This window comes from Pseudomonas sp. 9.2(2024) (assembly GCF_039695385.1).
GTDB classification, from domain to species: domain Bacteria; phylum Pseudomonadota; class Gammaproteobacteria; order Pseudomonadales; family Pseudomonadaceae; genus Aquipseudomonas; species Aquipseudomonas paraglycinae.
The window spans coordinates 5347138-5367959 of sequence record NZ_CP155585.1 but is presented as its reverse complement, the minus strand read 5'-3'; the positions used below and the strand labels follow the sequence as shown (position 1 = coordinate 5367959).

Genomic DNA, 20822 nt, shown 5'->3' with positions numbered 1-20822 from the left:
GTGTCTCTGATCGCTTCTGACCACTTCCGCATCGTTGTCGGCCTCGGCAAGAGCGGCATGTCCCTGGTTCGCTTCCTGGCGAACCGGGGCGTGGCGTTTGCCGTGGCCGATACGCGGGAAAATCCACCGGAACTGGCCACGCTCCAGCGTGACTATCCGCACGTGGAAGTGCGTTGTGGCGAGCTGGACGTCGAATTCCTGTGCCGTGCCGATGAGCTCTACGTGAGCCCCGGCCTGGCGCTGGCGACCCCGGCCCTGCAAGCCGCCGCGGCCCGTGGCGTGAAGCTGTCCGGCGACATCGAGCTGTTCGCGCGTAACGCGAAGGCCCCGATCGTGGCCATCAGCGGTTCCAACGCGAAAAGCACCGTCACCACCCTGGTCGGCGAGATGGCGGCTGCGGCCGGCAAGCGCGTGGCCGTGGGCGGCAACCTCGGTACGCCGGCGCTGGATCTGCTCAGCGATGACGTCGAGCTGTACGTGATGGAGCTATCGAGCTTCCAGCTGGAAACCACCGACCAGCTCAACGCCGAAGTGGCGACCGTGCTCAACATCAGCGAAGACCACATGGACCGCTACAGCGGTCTGCCGGCCTATCACCTGGCCAAGCACCGGATCTTCCGTGGTGCGAAGCAGTTCGTGGTCAACCGTCAAGACGCCTTGACCCGGCCGCTGATGGGCGAGGGCCAGCCGTGCTGGACCTTCGGCCTGACCAAACCCGATTTCAAGGCATTCGGCCTGCGTGAAGAGAATGGCGAGAAATACCTGGCCTTCGAATTCCAGAACCTGATGCCGGTGCGCGAATTGAAGATTCGCGGCGCCCACAACCAGTCCAACGCCCTGGCGGCGCTGGCGCTCGGCCACGCGGTCGGGCTGCCGTTCGACGCCATGCTGGCAGCGCTGCGCACCTTCGCCGGTCTCGAACACCGTTGCCAGTGGGTGCGTGATCTGGACGGCGTCGGTTACTACAACGATTCCAAGGCCACCAACGTTGGCGCCGCACTGGCTGCCATCGAAGGCCTGGGTGCGGACATCGACGGCAAGGTCGTGCTGATCGCCGGTGGCGACGGCAAGGGCGCCGACTTCAAGGACCTGCGCGATCCGGTGGCGGCCCATTGCCGCGCCGTGATCCTGATGGGCCGCGATTCCGACAAGATCGGCGAAGCGATCGGCGATGCCGTGCCGCTGATTCGCGCGACCACGCTGGTCGATGCGGTCGCCCAATGCCGCGCCGCCGCCCAACCGGGTGACGTCGTGCTGCTGTCGCCGGCCTGCGCCAGTTTCGACATGTTCAAAAACTACGAAGACCGTGGTCACCAGTTCGTCCGCGCCGTGGAGGATCTGGCATGAGCTTGAGAAACATCATCAAGCCATACCCGTCGCCGCTGATCACCGGACGCGGGATCGACCTCGACTTCCCGATGCTCGCCGGTTGCCTGGCGTTGCTCGGTCTGGGCCTGATCATGATCGCTTCGGCATCGACAGAAGTCGGCGCGGCGCAGTCGGGCAGTGCTCTTTATTACATGACCCGTCACCTGATCTACGTGGTGCTGGGCCTGGGCGCGTGCGTCGTCACCATGATGATTCCGATCGCCACCTGGCAGCGGCTGGGCTGGCTGATGCTGATCGGTGCGTTCGGTCTGCTGGTGATGGTGATCATCCCGGGGATCGGCCGTGAGGTGAACGGCTCGATGCGCTGGATCGGTTTCAGCTTCTTCAACGTTCAGCCGTCCGAGATCGCCAAGGTGTTCGTGGTGATCTACCTCGCCGGTTATCTGGTGCGTCGTCAGAAAGAAGTGCGCGAGAGCTGGATGGGCTTCTTCAAGCCGTTCATCGTGCTGCTGCCGATGGCGGGCCTGTTGCTGATGGAGCCGGACTTCGGTGCCACCGTCGTGATGATGGGCGCTGCGGCGGCGATGCTGTTCCTCGGCGGGGTCGGGCTGTTCCGGTTCTCGCTGATGGTGGTGCTGGCCGTTGGTGCGGTGGTGTTGCTGATTCAGATGCAGCCGTACCGGATGGCGCGTCTGACCAACTTCGCCGACCCGTGGGCCGACCAGTTCGGCGCCGGTTATCAATTGTCGCAAGCCTTGATCGCGTTCGGTCGTGGTGAATGGCTGGGCGTTGGCCTGGGCAACAGCGTGCAGAAGCAGTTCTACCTGCCGGAAGCCCACACCGACTTCGTGTTCTCGGTTCTGGCCGAAGAGCTTGGCGCCGTGGGCTCGCTGTGCACCGTGGCACTGTTCGTGTTCGTGTGTATTCGCGGCATGTACATCGGTCTGTGGGCCGAGAAAGCCAAACAGTTTTTTGCCGCTTATGTTGCCTACGGCCTGTCGTTCCTGTGGATCGGCCAGTTCCTGATCAACATCGGCGTGAACGTCGGCCTGTTGCCGACCAAGGGCCTGACCTTGCCGTTTCTCAGTTACGGCGGCAGTTCCCTGGTGATCTGCTGCGCCTGCCTTGGCCTGTTGTTGAGAATCGAGTGGGAGAGCCGGACCCACCTGGGCAGTGAAGAGATGGAATTCCATGAGAGCGACTTCGCCGAGGAGCCGAACCATGGGCGCTAACGTATTGATCATGGCCGGCGGCACCGGTGGCCACGTGTTCCCGGCGCTGGCCTGTGCCCGCGAATTCCAGGCGCGCGGCTATACCGTGCACTGGCTCGGCACGCCGCGCGGGATCGAAAACGATCTGGTGCCGGCGGCGGGTCTTGAACTGCACCGTATCAACGCCACTGGCCTGCGCGGCAAGGGCAAGCTGTCGCTGCTCAAGGCGCCGTTCATGCTGCTGAAATCGGTGTGGCAGGCGCGGGCGATCATTCGCCGCTTGCGTCCGGTGTGCGTGGTCGGATTCGGCGGCTATGTGACCGGTCCCGGTGGTCTTGCCGCCAAACTGGCCGGCGTGCCGGTGATCGTTCATGAGCAGAACGCCGTGGCCGGCACCGCCAATCGGTTGCTGGTGCCGTTCGCCGCCCGGGTGTGTGAAGCCTTCCCCGACACCTTTACCCTGTCGGACAGCCGCCGTACCACCGGTAACCCGGTGCGCAGCGAGCTGTTCCTCGAAACACCGCGCCCGGCCCTGGCCGGACGCAAGGCGCGTTTGCTGATCCTGGGCGGAAGCCTGGGCGCAGAGCCGTTGAACAAGTTGCTGCCTGAAGCCCTGGCACAAGTCGCTGCCGACTTGCGTCCGGAAGTGTTCCATCAGGCTGGCAGAAACCACGATGAAGTGACTGCAGAGCGCTACCGCGCCGCCGGCGTGGATGCGCAGGTGCAGCCGTTCATCAAAGACATGGCCCAGGCCTATGGCTGGGCTGACCTGGTGGTGTGCCGCGCCGGCGCATTGACCATCAGTGAACTGGCCGCCGCCGGTCTGCCCTCGATGCTGGTGCCCTTGCCCCACGCGATCGACGATCACCAGACCCGCAACGCCGATTATTTGGCCCGCGAAGGCGCTGCCTTCCTGATGCCGCAAAGAACGACTGGTGCCGCGGACCTTGCCGCGCGCCTGACAGAGGTCTTGATGCAACCGCAACGACTCGAACAAATGGCCCAAGCGGCCCGCCGTCTGGCGAAACCCGAAGCCACCCGTAGCGTGGTCGATACCTGTCTGGAGGTGGCCCATGGTTGAGAATCAGAAAGCCATGCCGCAACCGGAAATGCGCCGCATCCGTCGCATCCACTTCGTCGGGATCGGCGGCGTGGGCATGTGCGGCATCGCCGAAGTGCTGCTGAACCTGGGCTATGAAGTGTCCGGTTCCGACCTGAAAGCTTCGCCGGTGACCGAGCGCCTGGAATCCTTCGGTGCGCAGATCTTCATTGGCCACCGTGCCGAGAACGCCGCAGCCGCCGATGTGCTGGTGGTGTCGAGCGCCGTCAATACTTCCAACCCGGAAGTGGCGACTGCGCTGGAACGCCGCATCCCGGTGGTGCCGCGTGCCGAAATGCTCGCCGAACTGATGCGCTACCGTCACGGCATCGCCGTCGCCGGTACTCATGGCAAGACTACCACTACCAGCCTGATCGCTTCGGTGTTCGCGGCCGGTGGCCTGGATCCGACTTTCGTCATCGGTGGCCGTCTGAATGCCGCGGGCACCAATGCCCAGCTCGGCACCAGCCGTTACCTGATCGCCGAAGCCGATGAAAGCGACGCAAGCTTCCTGCACCTGCAACCGCTGGTGGCCGTGGTCACCAACATCGACGCCGACCACATGGCGACTTACGACGGTGACTTCAACAAGCTGAAGAAAACCTTCGTCGAGTTCCTGCACAACCTGCCGTTCTACGGTCTGGCGGTGATGTGCCTGGACGATCCGGTGGTGCGTGAAATCCTGCCGCTGGTCAAGCGTCCGACCGTGACCTATGGCTTCAGCGAAGACGCCGACGTGCGCGCGATCAATGTTCGTCAGCAGGGCATGCAGACCTTCTTTACCGTGCTGCGCCCTGATCGCGAGCCTCTTGATGTGTCCGTGAACATGCCGGGCAATCACAACGTGCTCAATTCCCTGGCGACCATCTGCATCGCCACCGACGAAGGCGTCAGCGACGAGGCCATCGTTCAGGGCCTGTCCGGGTTCCAGGGTGTCGGCCGACGCTTCCAGGTCTACGGCGAACTGCCGGTGGACGGCGGCAGCGTGATGCTGGTCGACGATTACGGTCACCACCCGACCGAAGTCGCAGCCGTGATCAAAGCCGTGCGCGGTGGCTGGCCTGAGCGCCGCCTGGTGATGGTCTACCAGCCGCACCGCTACAGCCGCACCCGCGACCTGTACGACGATTTCGTCAATGTACTGGCCGATGCCAACGTGCTGTTGCTGATGGAAGTTTATCCGGCCGGCGAAGAGCCGATCCCGGGTGCCGACAGCCGCAAGCTGTGCAACAGCATCCGTCAGCGCGGTCAGCTCGACCCGATCTACATCGAGCGCGGCGTCGACCTGGCGCCGGTGGTCAAGCCGCTGCTGCGTGCCGGCGATATTCTGCTGTGCCAGGGCGCCGGCGATATCGGCGGCCTCGCACCGAAACTGTTGAAAAGCGAGTTGTTCGCCGGTGCCGTGGCGGCATCGGTCGAGGGGAAGTTGAAATGACTGCTGCCTACGCCAACCTGTTCTCCACCATTGCCCCGAAGGATTTCGGCCGTGTGGCCGTGCTGTTCGGTGGCCTGAGTGCCGAGCGTGAAGTTTCGTTGAAGTCCGGCAACGCTGTGCTCACTGCGCTGCAAAGCGCGGGTGTGGACGCGTTCGGCATCGACGTCGGCGCCGATATTCTGCAGCGCCTGCTGAGCGAAAAGATCGACCGCGCGTTCATCATCCTCCACGGTCGCGGCGGTGAAGACGGCAGCATGCAGGGCCTGCTCGAAGTGGCCGGCATTCCGTACACCGGCAGTGGCATCCTGGCTTCGGCACTGGCGATGGACAAGCTGCGCACCAAGCAGGTCTGGCACACGCTCGGGATTCCGACGCCGCGTCACGCCGTGCTGCGCAGCGAGGCCGATTGTATTTCGGCAGCGACGGAACTGGGCTTCCCTTTGATCGTCAAACCGGCGCATGAAGGTTCAAGTATCGGGATGGCCAAAGTGAGTTCTGCGTCCGAGTTGATCGACGCATGGAAAGCGGCCAGTACCTACGATTCGCAAGTGTTGGTCGAGCAATGGATCCACGGTCCGGAGTTCACCATCGCCACCCTGCGTGACCAGGTGTTGCCTCCCATCGCCCTGGGTACGCCACACACGTTCTACGACTACGACGCCAAGTACATCGCCAACGATACCCAGTATCGGATTCCGTGCGGGCTCGATGCCGCCAAGGAAAAAGAACTCATGGACCTCACGGCGCAAGCCTGCGAGGCGCTGGGTATTGCCGGTTGGGGCAGGGCGGACGTGATGCAGGACGCCGACGGCAAATTCTGGTTCCTGGAAGTCAACACCGCTCCTGGCATGACCGATCACAGCCTGGTACCGATGGCGGCGAAAGCGGCCGGTCTGGATTTCCAGCAGCTGGTCCTGGCCATTCTGGCCGCCAGTGTCGATGCCGACGGCAAGAAAGAGGCGCGAGGTTAAGACCATGCAAGGCGCACAGCTCAGACATCAGCCACCCGCACCCGGCCGCAAGCCGGTGCCGCGGGGTGCCAGCCGAATGGTGGCCAAAGAGCCGATGTCCGCGCGCCTGCCAAAAGCCAACTTCGGCTTTTTGAAAGGTCTGTTCTGGCCGGTGCTGCTGGTGGCCCTGGGGTTCGGCACTTACGAAGGCGCACAGCGTCTGCTGCCGTACGCCGACCGGCCGATCACCAAGATCGCGGTGCAGGGCGACCTGAGTTACATCAGCCAGCAGGCGGTGCAACAGCGGATCGCCCCTTACGTGGCGTCGAGCTTCTTCACCATCGATCTGGCGAGCATGCGCACCGAGCTTGAGCAGATGCCGTGGATCGCCCACGCCGAAGTACGTCGGGTGTGGCCGGACCAGGTGGTGATCCGCCTCGAAGAGCAACTGCCGGTGGCGCGTTGGGGTGACGAGTCGTTGCTCAACAACCAGGGCCAGGCGTTCACGCCCAAGGAACTGGCGAATTACGAACACCTGCCGCAGCTGTTCGGTCCGCAGCGGGCCCAGCAGCAAGTGATGCAGCAATACCAGGTGCTGAGCCAGATGCTCCGGCCACTGGGCTTCTCGATTGCGCGGCTCGAGCTGCGTGAACGTGGCAGCTGGTTCCTGACCACCGGTGCCGGCAGTTCCGGCCCCGGGATCGAGCTGCTGCTGGGACGCGGCAACCTGGTGGAAAAGATGCGCCGCTTCATTGCCATCTATGACAAAACGCTCAAAGAACAGATTACGAACATTGCGCGCATCGATCTGCGCTATGCCAACGGCCTCGCTGTTGGCTGGCGGGAACCAGTAGCGCCGACGACAGCCCAACCCGCTGTCGCAAAGAATTAAGAAGAGGCAGGACCCATGGCAAACGTGCAAAGCGGCAAAATGATCGTCGGTCTCGATATCGGCACCTCCAAAGTGGTGGCGCTGGTCGGCGAGGTTGCGGACGACGGCTCGCTGGAAATCGTCGGGATCGGCACTCATCCGTCCCGCGGCCTGAAGAAAGGCGTGGTGGTCAACATCGAGTCCACCGTGCAGTCGATCCAGCGCGCGATCGAAGAAGCCCAACTGATGGCGGGCTGCCGCATTCACTCGGCGTTCGTCGGCGTGGCGGGCAATCACATTCGCAGCCTGAACTCCCACGGCATCGTGGCGATCCGTGATCGCGAAGTCAGCTCGGCTGACCTGGAGCGGGTACTCGACGCCGCCCAGGCGGTAGCGATCCCGGCCGACCAGCGTGTGCTGCACACCCTGCCGCAGGATTACGTGATCGATAACCAGGAAGGCGTGCGCGAGCCGCTGGGCATGTCCGGCGTACGTCTGGAAGCCAAGGTTCACGTGGTCACCTGCGCCGTAAACGCCGCACAGAACATTGAAAAATGCGTGCGCCGCTGCGGTCTGGAAATCGACGACATCATTCTCGAGCAACTAGCCTCGGCCTACTCGGTCCTGACCGACGACGAAAAAGAGCTGGGCGTGTGCCTGGTCGACATCGGCGGCGGCACCACCGACATCGCGATCTTCACCGAAGGCGCGATCCGCCACACGGCCGTGATCCCGATTGCCGGTGACCAGGTGACCAACGACATCGCCATGGCGTTGCGCACCCCGACCCAGTACGCCGAAGAGATCAAGATCCGCTACGCCTGCGCCCTGGCCAAACTGGCCGGTGCCGGCGAGACCATCAAGGTGCCGAGCGTCGGCGACCGTCCGCCGCGCGAACTGTCCCGTCAGGCCCTGGCCGAAGTGGTCGAGCCGCGTTACGACGAACTGTTCACCCTGATCCAGGCCGAGCTGCGTCGTAGCGGCTACGAAGACCTGATCCCGGCCGGCATCGTGCTCACCGGTGGTACCTCGAAGATGGAAGGCGCCACGGAACTTGCCGAAGAAATTTTCCACATGCCGGTCCGCCTGGGCGTGCCGCATGGCGTGAAAGGCCTGGATGACGTGGTACGCAACCCGATTTATTCCACTGGCGTTGGCTTGTTGATGTACGGCCTGCAGAAGCAGTCCGACGGGATCTCGTTCTCGGGCATCGGCAGCCGCGACAGCTACAGCAACGATGAGCCGCAGGCGCCGTTGCTGGACCGTTTGAAGAAGTGGGTTCAAGGCAACTTCTAACGCTTTACCGCAGCACCGCAACAAACAGCAGTAGGCGAAAAAACTAGAGAATGTAAGGAGAGGGAAAATGTTCGAACTCGTAGACAACATCCCCGCAAGCCCGGTAATCAAAGTTATCGGTGTTGGCGGTGGCGGCGGCAACGCTGTCAACCACATGGTCAAGAGCAACATCGAAGGCGTGGAATTCATCTGCGCCAACACCGATGCTCAAGCGCTGAAAAACATCGGCGCGCGCACCATTCTGCAACTGGGCACCGGCGTGACCAAAGGCCTGGGCGCCGGCGCCAACCCTGAAGTCGGCCGTCAGGCTGCGCTGGAAGATCGCGAGCGCATCGCTGAAGTGCTGGCCGGCACCAACATGGTGTTCATCACCACCGGCATGGGCGGCGGTACCGGTACCGGTGCTGCGCCGATCATCGCCGAAGTGGCCAAGGAAATGGGCATCCTGACCGTTGCGGTCGTGACCCGTCCGTTCCCGTTCGAAGGCCGCAAGCGTATGCAGATCGCCGATGAAGGCATCCGCATGCTCTCGGAAAGCGTCGACTCGCTGATCACCATTCCGAACGAAAAACTGCTGACCATCCTCGGCAAGGACGCAAGCCTCTTGTCGGCTTTCGCCAAGGCTGACGACGTACTGGCCGGTGCCGTTCGCGGTATCTCCGACATCATCAAGCGTCCGGGCATGATCAACGTCGACTTCGCCGACGTACGCACCGTGATGAGCGAAATGGGCATGGCGATGATGGGCACTGGCTGCGCCAGCGGTCCGAACCGTGCACGTGAAGCGACCGAAGCGGCGATCCGCAACCCGCTGCTGGAAGACGTGAACCTGCAAGGCGCACGCGGCATCCTGGTGAACATCACTGCCGGTCCTGACCTGTCCCTGGGTGAGTACTCCGACGTGGGTTCGATCATCGAAGCCTTCGCTTCCGAGCACGCGATGGTCAAGGTCGGTACCGTTATCGATCCGGACATGCGCGACGAACTGCACGTGACCGTGGTTGCCACTGGTCTGGGCGCGAAAATCGAGAAGCCTGTGAAGGTCATCGACAACACCGTTCACACCTCGATGGCGGCTGCTCAAGTGCAGCAACCGGCACCCGCTCGTCAGGAACAGCCTGCGGTGAACTACCGTGACCTGGACCGTCCGACCGTCATGCGCAACCAGGCTCAGGCCGGTGCTGCGACTGCCGCGAAGATGAATCCGCAAGATGACCTGGACTACCTGGACATCCCGGCTTTCCTGCGTCGTCAGGCCGATTGATGAAATGTATCAGGGGTATTCAGGTGATTGGTGTTCAGCAAAGGCTCGGTCTGCTATCATCGCCAGCCTTTGTTGATACCAGTTCGCAATTTGCGCTGAAGCGGCCCATGCCATGATTAAACAACGCACACTGAAAAATATTATCCGTGCCACCGGTGTAGGTCTGCACTCCGGGGAGAAGGTTTACCTGACCCTCAAGCCTGCACCTGTCGACACCGGGATCGTCTTTCGTCGTGCCGATCTCGATCCGGTTGTCGAGATACCGGCTCGTGCGGCCAACGTCGGCGAGACAACCATGTCGACGACGCTGGTCAACGGTGACGTGAAGGTAGACACGGTGGAGCACTTGCTCTCGGCCATGGCTGGCCTGGGCATCGATAACGCCTACGTCGAGCTCTCCGCGTCTGAAGTCCCGATCATGGATGGCAGCGCAGGACCTTTCGTATTCCTGATTCAATCGGCTGGCCTGGAAGAACAGGACGCCGCCAAGAAATTCATCCGCATCCTGCGTGAAGTGACAGTGGAAGACGGCGACAAGCGCGCCACTTTCGTCCCTTTCGAAGGGTTCAAGGTGAGCTTCGAGATCGATTTCGATCACCCGGTTTTCCGGGACCGCACCCAAAGTGCAAGCGTGGATTTTTCCAGCACTTCGTTCGTAAAAGAAGTCAGCCGCGCCCGTACTTTCGGTTTCATGAGTGACATTGAGTACCTGCGCAAGCACAACCTCGCACTCGGCGGCAGCGTGGAAAACGCGATCGTGGTCGATGCCGATGGCGTACTGAACGAAGACGGCCTTCGCTATGAAGACGAATTCGTGAAGCACAAGATCCTCGATGCGATTGGCGACCTGTACCTGCTGGGCAACAGCCTGATTGGTGAGTTCAAGGGCTTCAAGTCCGGCCACGCACTGAACAACCAGCTGCTGCGCAAGTTGATTGAGCAGAAAGATGCCTGGGAAGTCGTGACGTTCGAAGACGCCAGCACTGCACCAATCTCTTACATGCGCCCGGTTGCGGCGGTGTGAGTAAAAAACCTCTCTAGTTTTTTGAAGGCCACCTTTGGGTGGCCTTTTTTTATGCCTGTTTTCAGGCCACGACGACCCGGTTTCGCCCACCTTCCTTGGCCTGATACAACGCCCTGTCCGCCGCGAACAACAACTGCTCCAGGCTGATTTCGCTCGTCGCCGTCCAGGTACTGATACCGACGCTCACGGTCATCTGTGACTGGTCTTCATTCACGCTTGGCAGTTGTTCCACCGCTGCGCGAATGTGCTCGGCGATCTGCTGCGCCCCGACGCTGTCGGTTTCCGCGAGGATCACCGAAAACTCCTCACCGCCATACCGCGCCACCAGATCCGCCGGACGCCGCACATTGGCGGTGATCACTCTCGCCAGTTCACGCAACGCCTGATCCCCGGCCTGATGCCCGTGGCGGTCATTGAATGCCTTGAAGTGGTCCGCATCGATCATCAGCAATGACAGGGGTTGGCCCGAGCGTTGGGCGCGGAACCACTCGTGGCGCAGCGACTGGTCGAGCATCCGCCGGTTGGCGACCCCGGTCAGGGCATCGGTCGCCGCCAGTTGCGCCAGTTCGTGTTCGGCCCGTTGCCGCAGTCGCAGCTCCCGGGCCAGCAGCCAGGTCAGCCACAGCAGGCCGGCACACAGCACGCCGGTGGCGCCGCTGATCAGGATCGCCGTGCGTCGCCACGCGCCGAACACTTCCTCGCTGGACAGGGCAACGATCACCGTCAGCGGCAGATTGCCGACCCGCGAATAGGTGTACAGCCGTTGCTGATAATCCATGCTCGAAATGCTGTTGAAACTGCCATTGCCGTTGCTGTCGCGCAGAATCCGCACCACATTGGGCCGGGCAGCAAAGCTCTTGCCGATCGAATCGCTCTGCAGATAAGGCTTCTGCGCCAGCAGGATGCCGTCGTTGTTGATGATGTTGAGGGTGCTGTCGATGCCGATGTCGAGACTGTTGAACAGCTGATCGAAGTAATCGAGTTTCATCGACGCCACGGCCACGCCCAGAAACTCGCCGGTGTCCGAAGAGATGCGCCGGCTGAAACTGATCCGCCACTGGTTCGCGTCATCGCAGTCGCAGCGGGGTTTGAACGGACGGCTGATGAACATGCCGGTGTCGCGGTTGAAGGCGTGGGCGAGGAAGTAGTCGCGGTCGGCGAAATTGCCTGGCAGCGGATCGACCCGCGAGGAATCGGCGATCACCTCGCCATGCTTGTCGAGCAACAGGATGTCGCCCTTGAAGCGCGCGGTAGTAGAGCGATCGAACAACGCCAGATGGCGAATCTGCGGTGACACATCTTTCAGGTCGTCACGCTGGGCGGCAGCGATCAGCCCTTGCAGCGTCAGGTCATACAGCTCGACGGTGCGCAGCACGTCGGCGTCGATCAGCTGGGCGATGGTGGTGGCGCCGCGGGTGGCTGATTCCTGCGCGTTGGCGTGTTCGCGGATCAGCAGAAACGTCACGATGCACACAATCGCGATCACGCTCAGCAGACTGCCGAGGATCAGCAGCAGCTCGGAGCGTCCGGTCGTGCCGGGAACGGTAGGGGTGCGGCTCGCGATCATGGTTCGGTTTCGGTAAGGGATTCTTGTAAGCGTAGTCGTACCCGCTTCGCTGCCACAGGCAAGAAAAAGGCCAGCGCATCAGGCTGGCCTTTTACTGTAGCGCCGATCTTAGAAGACGTTGATCGGGTAGTCGATGATCACACGGTATTCATCTGTGTCCGTATCCAGCGCGCCGTAACCGTTGCCGCCACGGTTGGTCGCCCATTGCAGATGCACCGCGAGGTCTTTGGCCTGGCCGCTCTGCACCACGTATTTAAGATCGATGTCCCGCTCCCAATGCTTGGCGTTGCGGCCTTCGGCGCTGTACCACAAGGCGTAACCTTTGCTGCCCGGATCGACCTTGGTCAGGTCCAGCGTGCCGCGCGAGTAAGACAGCGCCGAGGTCAGGCCCGGCAGGCCGACGCCGGCGAAATCGTAGGCGTACTTGAGTTTCCACGAGCGCTCGTTCGGGCCGTTGAAGTCCGAGTATTGCTGCGAGTTGTCGAGGTAAACGCTGTCACCCTGGCTGATGTAATCGAACGGCGTGTTGCCGTTGACCCGCTGGTATGCAGCGGTAACGCTGTGGTTGCCGATACCGACGGTGAAATGCAGGCTGTAGGTGTTGTTGTCGATATTGCCCAGCAGCGCGTCGCCGGTGTCTTGGGTGTGATAGAAGTGCAGGCCCGGGTTGAGGGTCACCCGATCATTCAGCGCCCAGGTGTAGTCGAGGTCGTAGTAGTACTGGTTCCAGATGTCCTTCAGCTCGGACGCGTACAGGCTGCTGGTCAGGCCTTCGACGCCGCTCCAAGCCACGCCGGCCCAGTTCAGGTGCTGGCTCTTGTCGCCGTCGGCGAGGGTGCCGTAAGAGGTGCCGATGCGTTTGTGGCCGCTCTGGTTGTAGGGCTTGGTGAAGCTGGCCTGGCCGCCTTCGATCATCCAGCCATCGAAGCTGTGGTTGGTCAGGCTGAGGCCGCGAAAGGTCTGCGGCAGCATGCGCGTCTCGCCACCGGCGATCACCGGGTTGGCGAGGAACAGATCGCCGGCCTTCAGCTCGGTATCGAACGCACGCATTTTCAGAGTGCCGCCCGCCGTGGAGAACGAGCCCGGCGCTTTGCCGCTGCCGTCACTGACCGGCAGGATGCTGGAGTTGTCGGTGCCGCCACCGCCATCAAGTTTGAGACCGAGCATGGCGTGGGCATCGATGCCGAAACCAACCGTGCCTTCGGTGTAGCCCGACTCGAATTTGCCGAGGAAACCCTGGCCCCACTCGATGTTGTCATCCGTCTGCTGCAGGCGGTTGCGGTTCATGTAGTAGTTGCGGGCGTTGAGGTTGAGACTCGCGCCTTCGACGAAACCCTGTTTCTCGGCTTCGGCAGCGTGGGCGGCGGGGGCAATCGTTGCGGCAATTGCAATGAACAGCGGGGTGAAGCGAACTGGGTAACGCACGTGCGGTAAAGCTCCTTGGGGTCAACTGACACTTCAATGTCTGAGGTGCGGGATGTTTCTAATTGTTAAAGACGAACCGGACAGCTTACAGACCACAACGAAAAAAGGCCGCTGAAAATCAGCGGCCTGCAAGGACGACGGTTGAACGGGAAGAGCCAAACAACCGCGTCGAGGGAAACGATGCGAGGTGCGCGACTCAGCTGTCTTTCTCTGAAGCCTGAGTCTGGGAAGTTGCGGCCTGAGGGGCTTGCGTGGCGTCTTGAGCCTTGGCCATCACTTCTGCCTGATGCTGTTCGAATGCGTGAGCGCGAGCGGCGTTTTGCGCTACGAACGACTGCGATTCTTCAGCCATCGCCATCGGCGACAGGATCAATGAGGACAAAACGAAAGCGCTGGCAATACCCATACTGTTGGACATCTTGAAAACCTTCTTGCTTGGCAAGTGCTGTTTGGTGCGGGCAAAGATAAGGTTGCCGGGCGTTGGGAAACAGCGTGATTTTCATAAATGACTGTTACAGCAAAAGCAAAAGTCACCCCCTCATCGGAACGCCGCCCGCCCAGCCCTCTCCCCCAAGGGGGCGAGGGGGAAAGGGAGCCGATCTTCATGCTTTTCAAAGCCTGAGTTCGACTGGATTTTTCAGGTCGGCGTAACTCGAGAGAACAACTCGGTCAGTTCCCTCTCCCTCCGGGAGAGGGTTAGGGTGAGGGGGCTTTTCAGACCGGGAGGTGGATTCCGAAAGTATTCATCCCGCGATCACTGCGCACGAACACATCGCCGCCATGCATCAGCGCAATCGCCTTGACGATCGCCAGCCCCAGTCCGTGGTTGTTGCCGCTGTTGCTGCGCGACGCATCGACCCGGTAGAAACGCTCGAACAAGCGTGGCAAATGTTCGCTGGCAATCGGCGAACCGGGGTTGGCCACGCCGATGCTGACCTGATGTTCCTCGACCGCGATCTGCACTTCGATCACCTGACCGGGCGCGGTGTGTTGTACCGCGTTGCTCAGCAGATTGATCAAGGCCCGGCGCAGATGAGCGATCTCGATCTGCACTTGCGCATCACCGCTTACCCGAACCTGGACTTGCGCGTCTTCGAGGATGAAGTCGAGGTATTCGAGGGTGGTTGCCACTTCATCGGCCAGCGAGGTGGACGTCAGTTTGGTGGCCTTGCTGCCCTGGTCGGCGCTGGCCAGGAACAGCATGTCGTTGATGATCGAGCGCAGGCGTTCCAGCTCTTCGAGGTTGGATTGCAGCACTTCGAAATAATGCTCGGCGGAGCGCCCGCGAGTGAGGGCGACCTGGGTCTGGCCGATCAGGTTGGTCAGCGGCGAGCGCAGCTCATGGGCGACGTCGGCGTTGAAGGATTCGAGCCGCGAATAGGCCTGTTCAACCCGCTCCAGCGTCGAGTTGAACGAGTCGACGAACTGCTCCAGCTCCGGCGGCAACGGCGACAGACGCAGGCGCCCGGCCCGCAACGGCGGCGCCAGACGCTGGGCTTCGTGGGACAGTTTGATCAGTGGTTTGAGGCCGATCCGCGCCACCCAATATCCCAATGCCGATGCCAGCAGCACGCCGATCACCGCCAGGCTGACCAGCGCGATCAGCAACTGATGCTGGGTCTGGTGAAAGGTCTCGGTATCGATGCCGATCATGAAGCGTAGCGGCGGGCGCTGATCCTTGGCCGGCAGTTCGGTGAGCAGCACTTTGAGCGGATAAGGATGGTCGGGCAGTTGCAGGTCGCGCATGCCCAAGGGGCCTTGGGCGAATGAGCGGATCAAGGCATCCGGCTCGCCGAACTCGTAGCCCGGATTGCCGCTGACCACCCAGAAACGGATGCGCTTGTCCTCTTCGCCCAGCAGCTTGAGCTTGGCGTTGATCTTCACCCAATGCTCGGGGGTGCCATAGCGGTTGAGCGCGGACTCAAGCACGCTGTAACGCGCATCGAGTTCCGCTTCCGGCAACAGACCCAGGCCTTTGTCCACTTGTTGATACAGCGCGCCGCCGATCAACAGGAACACCAGCAGCGCCACCAGCGTGAACATTCCGCTCAGGCGCAGGGCGATGGAATTACTGGACACCACGGCTCTCCAGCACATAACCCATGCCGCGGATCGTGTGCAGCAGTTTCTCGTCGAACGGCCCGTCGAGCTTGGCTCGCAGGCGTTTGATCGCGACTTCGACCACGTTAGCGTCGCTGTCGAAATTGATGTCCCAGACCATTTCCGCAATCGCGGTTTTCGAGAGGATTTCGCCCTGACGCCGGGCCAGCACGCTGAGCAGCGAAAATTCCTTCGCGGTCAGATCCAGCCGGGTGCCGGCGCGGGTGGCCTTGCGGCTGATCAGATCGATCCACAGGTCGGCGATGCTCACTTGGACCGGTTCATGACCGCCACTGCGCCGGGTCAGCGCTTGCAGGCGCGCCACCAGTTCGAGGAAGGAAAAAGGTTTGCCGAGGTAATCGTCGGCGCCGTCGCGCAGGCCGCGGATCCGGTCTTCGACCCGCTCGCGGGCGGTGAGCATGATCACCGGCGTCTGCTTGCGCGCACGCAATGCGCGCAGTACGCCGAAGCCATCGAGGCCCGGCAGCATCACGTCGAGGACGATCACCGCGTAGTCGCTTTCCAGTGCCAGGTGCAGACCCTCGACGCCGTCGCGGGCCCGATCCACGGTGTAACCCTGTTCCGTCAGGCCGCGGTGCAGGTAGTCCGCGGTTTTCTCTTCGTCTTCGATAATCAGAACGCGCATGACCCGCCTCAGTCTGTCGTTGCCAGCGCCGCGATGGGCGCAGGTTTGGGCTTGTGGAACAGCCGCTCAAGCCACAAGTATATGACCGGCGTGGTGAACAGCGTCAGCATCTGGCTGACCAGCAGGCCGCCCACAACCGCTATCCCCAATGGTTGGCGCAGTTCGGCACCGGTGCCGTAACCGAGCATCAGCGGCAGTGCGCCGAGCAGGGCGGCGAGGGTGGTCATGATGATCGGCCGGAACCGCGTGATACACGCCTCGAAAATCGCATCCTGCGGCGACAGCCCGCGATGACGCTGCGCTTCAAGGGCGAAGTCGATCATCAGGATGCCGTTCTTCTTCACGATACCAATCAGCAGCACCAACCCGATCAACGCCATGATCGAAAAGTCCTGGCCGCAGATCCACAGCATGATCACCGCACCCAGACCCGCCGCCGGCAAGGTCGAAATGATCGTCAGCGGATGGACGAAGCTCTCGTAGAGCACGCCGAGAATGATGTACACCGCCACCAGTGCCGCGAGAATCAGCCACGGCTGACTTTTCAGCGAGCTCTGAAACGCCTGCGCCGCACCCTGGAAGTTGCCGCTGATCGCGGTCGGCATGCCGATCTCGGCCTTGGCCTGATTGAGCAGGATCACCGCGTCGCCCAGTGCCACGCCGGGCGCCAGGTTGAACGACAGGTTGGCAGCCGGGAACATGCCGTCGTGGGCGATGGACAGCGGACCGATGGTCGGCGCGTCGAATCGGGCCAGCGCCGACAGCGGCACCATCTCTCCGCTCAGCGGTGAGCGCAGGTAGAAATAGTTGAGGCTTTCGGCCTTGCCGCGCTGCTTGGTGTCCAGCTCCAGAATCACGTTGTACTGGTTGACCTGGGTCTGGAACTCGTTGATCTGCCGCTGGCCGAAGGCGTCGTACAGCGCCTCGTCGACATCACTCGCCGTCAGGCCGAAACGCGCGGCGGCGCTGCGGTCGATGCTGATGTGGGTGATGCTGCCGCCCAGTTGCAGGTCGTTGGAAATGTCACGGAACGCCGGGATGCTGCGTAGCTTTTCGGTGAGTTTCTGGGTCCAGGTGGCGAGGGTCGGCCCGTCGTTGCTCTTGAGCACGTATTGATACTGCGCACGGCTCGGGCCGGAACTGAGGTTGATGTCCTGGCCGGCGCGCAGGTAAAGCACGATGCCGGGGACTTTCATCAGTTGCGGACGAATACGGTCGATGAACTGGCTGGCTGAAACATCGCGGTCACCGCGTTTTTTCAGGGCGATCCAGAAGCGGCCGTTGGCGATGGTCTGGTTGCTGCCGGACACGCCCACCGAATGGGAAAACGCCTGGACAGCCGGGTCGGCGGCGACGATTTCGGCCATTGCCAGGTGTTTTTTCACCATGTCGCTGTAGGAGATATCGGCGGCGGCTTCGGTGGTGCCGAGGACGAAACCGGTGTCCTGAACCGGGAAGAACCCCTTGGGGATAAACACGTAGCCGCCAATCGCCAGCGCAACGGAAATGCCGAACACGCCGATCATCAGTTTCTGGTGGGCGAGGGCGCGGCGCAGGCCTTTTTCGTACCAGCCGAGCAGGCGTTCGCTGAAGCCCGGTTTGTCATGGGCGTGATGCACCGGTTTGCGCATGAACAGCGCTGCCAGCGTTGGCGCCAACGTCAGCGAGACCACCACGGAAATCATGATGGTCGAAGTGGCCGTCAGGGCGAATTCCTTGAACAAACGCCCGACCACGCCGCCCATGAACAGCAGCGGAATGAACGCCGCCACCAGCGAGAAACTGATCGACACCACGGTGAAGCCGATCTCGCCGGCGCCCTTGATCGCGGCGTCGCGCATGCTGTCGCCGGCCTCGAGGTGACGGTGGATGTTTTCCACCACCACGATCGCATCGTCGACCACGAAGCCCACCGCCACCACGATGGCGACGAGGGTCAGGTTGTTCAGACTGAAGCCGAGTAAATACATTAAGGCGAAACTGGCAGTCAGCGACACGCCGAGCACCGCCGAGACAATCATCGTCGCCGACAGCTGGCGCAGGAACAGCGCCATCACCGCCACCACCAGCAGGATCGCGATCAGTAAGGTGATTTCCACTTCATGCAGCGAGGCGCGGATGGTCTGGGTGCGGTCGATCAGGGTTTTGACCTGCACCGAGGCCGGCAGCATGGCTTCGAGGCCGGGCAGGGCGGCCTGAATCCGGTCTACGGTTTCGACGATGTTGGCGCCGGGCTGGCGGGAGATCACCAGGTTCACGCCCGGTCGATCGCCGGCCCAGGCTTGCACGTAGGCATCCTCCGAACCGTTGACGACTTTCGCCACATCCTTGAGGTGAACCGGGGCGCCGTCCTTGTAGGAAACGATGAGTTGGCTGTATTCCTCGGGGTGGAACAACTGGTCGTTGGTCGACAGCGTGGAAATGCTCGAGTCGCCGTACAAGGCGCCCTTGGCGAGGTTGAGGCTGGTCTGCTGGATCGCCACACGAATGTCGGCGAGGGTCAGGCCGATGGCCGCCAGTTTGTCCGCCGAAGCTTGAACGCGGATTGCCGGACGTTGCTGACCGGTGATGTTGATCTGGCCTACTCCGTCGATCTGACTGATCTGACGCGCGAGCAGGGTTTCCACAAGATCGCTGAGCTCGGTGCCGGGCATTTGCGTGGAGCTGACGCTGAGGATCAGCACCGGACTGTCGGCCGGGTTGACCTTCTTCCAGGTCGGCAGGGTCGGCATGTCTTTCGGCAGTTTGCCGGCGGCGGTGTTGATCGCGGCCTGCACTTCCTGGGCGGCGGTGTCGATGCTCTTGTCGAGGGTGAATTGCAGGGTCAGCAGGCTGGAGCCCAGCGCACTGCTGGAGGTCATCTGGGTCATGCCGGGGATGGCGCTGAACTGCACCTCCAGCGGCGTGGCCACGGACGAAGCCATGGTGTCCGGGCTGGCGCCGGGCAACTGCGCGGAGACCTGGATCGTAGGAAATTCCGCTTCCGGCAGTGGGGCAATCGGCAGGCGCGGGAAGGCAATCACCCCGACCAGCACCAGCGCGATGGTCAGCAGAATCGTCGCCACCGGGTGATCGATGCACCAGGTCGAAACGCCTTTGTGCTGCTTCATGGCTTGGGCTCCGCTTGCACCACCTGCGGCGGTTCGCTCATGACCTGCACGGTCGAACCGGGCTTGAGCCGCGACTGGCCATCACTGACCAGCACGTCGCCGGGTTTCACGCCTTTGATGATGTCCTGACCGCTGCCCTGATAAACCATTTGCACCTGCACCGCTTCAACCTTGTCGCCGTTGACCCGGTACACGAAGTGTTGATCGAGGCCGCGTTGTACGACGGTGGGCGGGACCACTAGCGCGTCTTTATCCAGCGCCGTCTGAATCTTTACCGTCACCAGCAGGCCCGGCCAGAGCTTCTGGTTCGGGTTGTCGAATTCGGCCTTGGCGCGGATGGTGCCGGTGTTTGCGTTGATCTGGTTGTCGATCAGGGTCAGGTGACCTTCACCGAGCAGGTTGTCGGTTTCGCCGTCGGTATCGGCGCCGATGTAAGCCTTGACCTGCGCGCGCTGCGGGTCGCTGATCAGGCCTTGCAGGGTCGGCAGCATTTGCTGGGGCAGGGAGAACTCGACGGCGATCGGGTCGATCTGGGTCACGGTGAACAGACCCTGGGTGTCGGTCATGCGCAGGAAGTTGCCTTCGTCGACCGTGCGAATCCCGACGCGGCCGGTGACCGGGGAGCGAATCTGGGTGTAGGAAAGTTGTACCTGTGCCGCGTCAATCGAGGCCTGATTGCCCTGAGCGGTGGCCTTGAGCTGGTTGACCAGCGCCTGTTGCTGGTCGTAGGTCTGCTTGGATACGCCGTCGTCGACGCTGAGCAGTTTGTAGCGCTTGAGGTTGACCAGGGCGACTTGCAGTTGCGCCTGGCTTTCGCCCAGTTGCGCCCGGGCCTGATCGAGGCTGGCGCGGATCGAGCGGTCGTCGATGGTGGCGAGCAGGTCGCCTTGTTTCACCAGTTGGCCCTCCTTGACCAGGAGCTTGGTGAGGATGCCGTCGATCTGTGGGCGCACTACGACGCTGTGCAGCGAGAGGACCGAGCCGATGCCGCTGGTGTAGCGGGGGACGTCTTTTTCGCTGACGGCGACGACCCGCACCGGGATGGCGGTGGGGGTTGCGAGTTTGGCCGGGGCGGGTTTGTATGCGTACCACAGACCGGCGGCTGCGAGGGCGATCAGCAGGGTGGCGAGCAGGGCTTTTTTCTTCTGGGTTTGCATGCTTGTGGGGCGCCAGGGGGACGGGGTTTGGGCAGGTTTTGTCTTTATAAACTTGTTTGGGGGTCAGGAGGGTGACGGCTAACTGACGGCGCTGTCAGTTTCGGCTTTTGACTTGGCGGCCTTTGGGCCGGCCATGCTTTGGGTGTTCTTTGTGAATATCCGTTTCTTCGGGTGTTGCGGATGGCGGTTCCGCTCTTACAGCGGCTCACTTTTTCAAACGCCAAAAAGTAAGCAAAAGGCTTGGCCCCTGCGTTCGGCGCCTCGCTGTGGCTTGGCGTTCCTTCGTTCCGGGATTCATCCGGGGGCATCGCCTACGGTTTGCTTCGCTGCACCTCCTC

The 20822-nt window shown here is 62.1% G+C and carries 16 protein-coding genes; 9 read left to right on the top strand and 7 right to left on the bottom strand.

Features of this window, described 5'->3' with window-relative positions:
* The 9 genes from murD to lpxC all read left to right on the top strand — a co-directional run bounded on the left by murD (position 1) and on the right by lpxC (position 10479).
* Complete coding sequence (gene murD / locus ABFB52_RS24130) at positions 1-1347, top strand: UDP-N-acetylmuramoyl-L-alanine--D-glutamate ligase (protein ID WP_039766248.1); 1347 nt, start codon at positions 1-3, stop codon at positions 1345-1347.
* Between the two features lie 2 nt (positions 1348-1349).
* Positions 1350-2561 carry a putative lipid II flippase FtsW gene (ftsW, locus tag ABFB52_RS24125; protein WP_170929383.1) on the top strand — a complete coding sequence of 404 codons (1212 nt, stop codon included), beginning with the start codon at positions 1350-1352 and terminating at the stop codon, positions 2559-2561.
* A complete protein-coding gene (gene murG, locus ABFB52_RS24120) occupies positions 2551-3621 on the top strand; it encodes an undecaprenyldiphospho-muramoylpentapeptide beta-N-acetylglucosaminyltransferase (protein ID WP_011335863.1) in 1071 nt (356 codons plus the stop codon). The genes ftsW and murG overlap by 11 nt, the downstream gene beginning before the upstream one ends.
* Positions 3614-5074, top strand: a complete 1461-nt coding sequence (gene murC, locus ABFB52_RS24115; protein ID WP_102687553.1) for a UDP-N-acetylmuramate--L-alanine ligase — start codon at positions 3614-3616, stop codon at positions 5072-5074. The genes murG and murC overlap by 8 nt, the downstream gene beginning before the upstream one ends.
* Positions 5071-6045 (top strand): D-alanine--D-alanine ligase, encoded by a 975-nt coding sequence (locus ABFB52_RS24110; RefSeq protein ID WP_007956758.1) that lies wholly within the window; start codon positions 5071-5073, stop codon positions 6043-6045. The genes murC and ABFB52_RS24110 overlap by 4 nt, the downstream gene beginning before the upstream one ends.
* Positions 6046-6049: 4 nt before the next feature.
* Positions 6050-6916, top strand: a complete 867-nt coding sequence (locus tag ABFB52_RS24105) for a cell division protein FtsQ/DivIB (protein WP_007956757.1) — start codon at positions 6050-6052, stop codon at positions 6914-6916.
* Between the two features lie 15 nt (positions 6917-6931).
* Complete coding sequence (gene ftsA / locus ABFB52_RS24100; RefSeq protein ID WP_007956755.1) at positions 6932-8191, top strand: cell division protein FtsA; 1260 nt, start codon at positions 6932-6934, stop codon at positions 8189-8191.
* A 67-nt stretch (positions 8192-8258) separates the two neighbouring features.
* The gene (gene ftsZ, locus ABFB52_RS24095) at positions 8259-9455 is read left to right on the top strand and encodes a cell division protein FtsZ (RefSeq protein WP_007956754.1); all 1197 of its coding nucleotides are present in this window, start codon (positions 8259-8261) and stop codon (positions 9453-9455) included.
* Between the two features lie 112 nt (positions 9456-9567).
* Positions 9568-10479 (top strand): UDP-3-O-acyl-N-acetylglucosamine deacetylase, encoded by a 912-nt coding sequence (gene lpxC / locus ABFB52_RS24090; RefSeq protein WP_007956752.1) that lies wholly within the window; start codon positions 9568-9570, stop codon positions 10477-10479.
* 61 nt (positions 10480-10540) lie between these two features.
* Here lpxC and ABFB52_RS24085 read toward each other — a convergent pair whose 3' ends face one another.
* From ABFB52_RS24085 to ABFB52_RS24055, 7 genes are all read right to left on the bottom strand, one after another.
* Entirely contained in the window at positions 10541-12046 is a 1506-nt protein-coding gene (locus ABFB52_RS24085; protein ID WP_129973045.1) for a sensor domain-containing diguanylate cyclase, read from the bottom strand.
* 108 nt (positions 12047-12154) lie between these two features.
* Entirely contained in the window at positions 12155-13471 is a 1317-nt protein-coding gene (locus ABFB52_RS24080) for an OprD family porin (RefSeq protein ID WP_129973044.1), read from the bottom strand.
* Between the two features lie 196 nt (positions 13472-13667).
* Entirely contained in the window at positions 13668-13889 is a 222-nt protein-coding gene (locus tag ABFB52_RS24075; RefSeq protein ID WP_127799824.1) for a hypothetical protein, read from the bottom strand.
* Positions 13890-14185: 296 nt separating this feature from the next.
* Positions 14186-15550, bottom strand: coding sequence for a heavy metal sensor histidine kinase (locus tag ABFB52_RS24070; protein WP_129973043.1), 1365 nt, complete (start codon positions 15548-15550; stop codon positions 14186-14188).
* Positions 15540-16217, bottom strand: a complete 678-nt coding sequence (locus ABFB52_RS24065) for a heavy metal response regulator transcription factor (RefSeq protein WP_011335857.1) — start codon at positions 16215-16217, stop codon at positions 15540-15542. Before ABFB52_RS24065 ends, ABFB52_RS24070 begins: the two co-directional genes overlap by 11 nt.
* Before the next feature lie 8 nt (positions 16218-16225).
* Positions 16226-19327 carry a multidrug efflux RND transporter permease subunit gene (locus ABFB52_RS24060; protein WP_085606911.1) on the bottom strand — a complete coding sequence of 1034 codons (3102 nt, stop codon included), beginning with the start codon at positions 19325-19327 and terminating at the stop codon, positions 16226-16228.
* The gene (locus tag ABFB52_RS24055) at positions 19324-20484 is read right to left on the bottom strand and encodes an efflux RND transporter periplasmic adaptor subunit (RefSeq protein WP_129973042.1); all 1161 of its coding nucleotides are present in this window, start codon (positions 20482-20484) and stop codon (positions 19324-19326) included. The genes ABFB52_RS24060 and ABFB52_RS24055 overlap by 4 nt, the downstream gene beginning before the upstream one ends.
* Positions 20485-20822: the final 338 nt, after the last annotated feature.

What these genes read in the sequence shown, in the direction of transcription:
- ABFB52_RS24055 (WP_129973042.1), bottom strand. Translation starts at nt 20,484, where the DNA reads ATGCAAACCCAGAAGAAAAAAGCCCTGCTCGCCACCCTGCTGATCGCC.
- murG (WP_011335863.1), top strand. Translation starts at nt 2,551, where the DNA reads ATGGGCGCTAACGTATTGATCATGGCCGGCGGCACCGGTGGCCACGTG.
- lpxC (WP_007956752.1), top strand. Translation starts at nt 9,568, where the DNA reads ATGATTAAACAACGCACACTGAAAAATATTATCCGTGCCACCGGTGTA.
- ABFB52_RS24060 (WP_085606911.1), bottom strand. Translation starts at nt 19,327, where the DNA reads ATGAAGCAGCACAAAGGCGTTTCGACCTGGTGCATCGATCACCCGGTG.
- ABFB52_RS24085 (WP_129973045.1), bottom strand. Translation starts at nt 12,046, where the DNA reads ATGATCGCGAGCCGCACCCCTACCGTTCCCGGCACGACCGGACGCTCC.
- ABFB52_RS24075 (WP_127799824.1), bottom strand. Translation starts at nt 13,889, where the DNA reads ATGTCCAACAGTATGGGTATTGCCAGCGCTTTCGTTTTGTCCTCATTG.
- ftsZ (WP_007956754.1), top strand. Translation starts at nt 8,259, where the DNA reads ATGTTCGAACTCGTAGACAACATCCCCGCAAGCCCGGTAATCAAAGTT.
- ABFB52_RS24065 (WP_011335857.1), bottom strand. Translation starts at nt 16,217, where the DNA reads ATGCGCGTTCTGATTATCGAAGACGAAGAGAAAACCGCGGACTACCTG.
- murC (WP_102687553.1), top strand. Translation starts at nt 3,614, where the DNA reads ATGGTTGAGAATCAGAAAGCCATGCCGCAACCGGAAATGCGCCGCATC.
- ABFB52_RS24105 (WP_007956757.1), top strand. Translation starts at nt 6,050, where the DNA reads ATGCAAGGCGCACAGCTCAGACATCAGCCACCCGCACCCGGCCGCAAG.
- ftsA (WP_007956755.1), top strand. Translation starts at nt 6,932, where the DNA reads ATGGCAAACGTGCAAAGCGGCAAAATGATCGTCGGTCTCGATATCGGC.
- ABFB52_RS24110 (WP_007956758.1), top strand. Translation starts at nt 5,071, where the DNA reads ATGACTGCTGCCTACGCCAACCTGTTCTCCACCATTGCCCCGAAGGAT.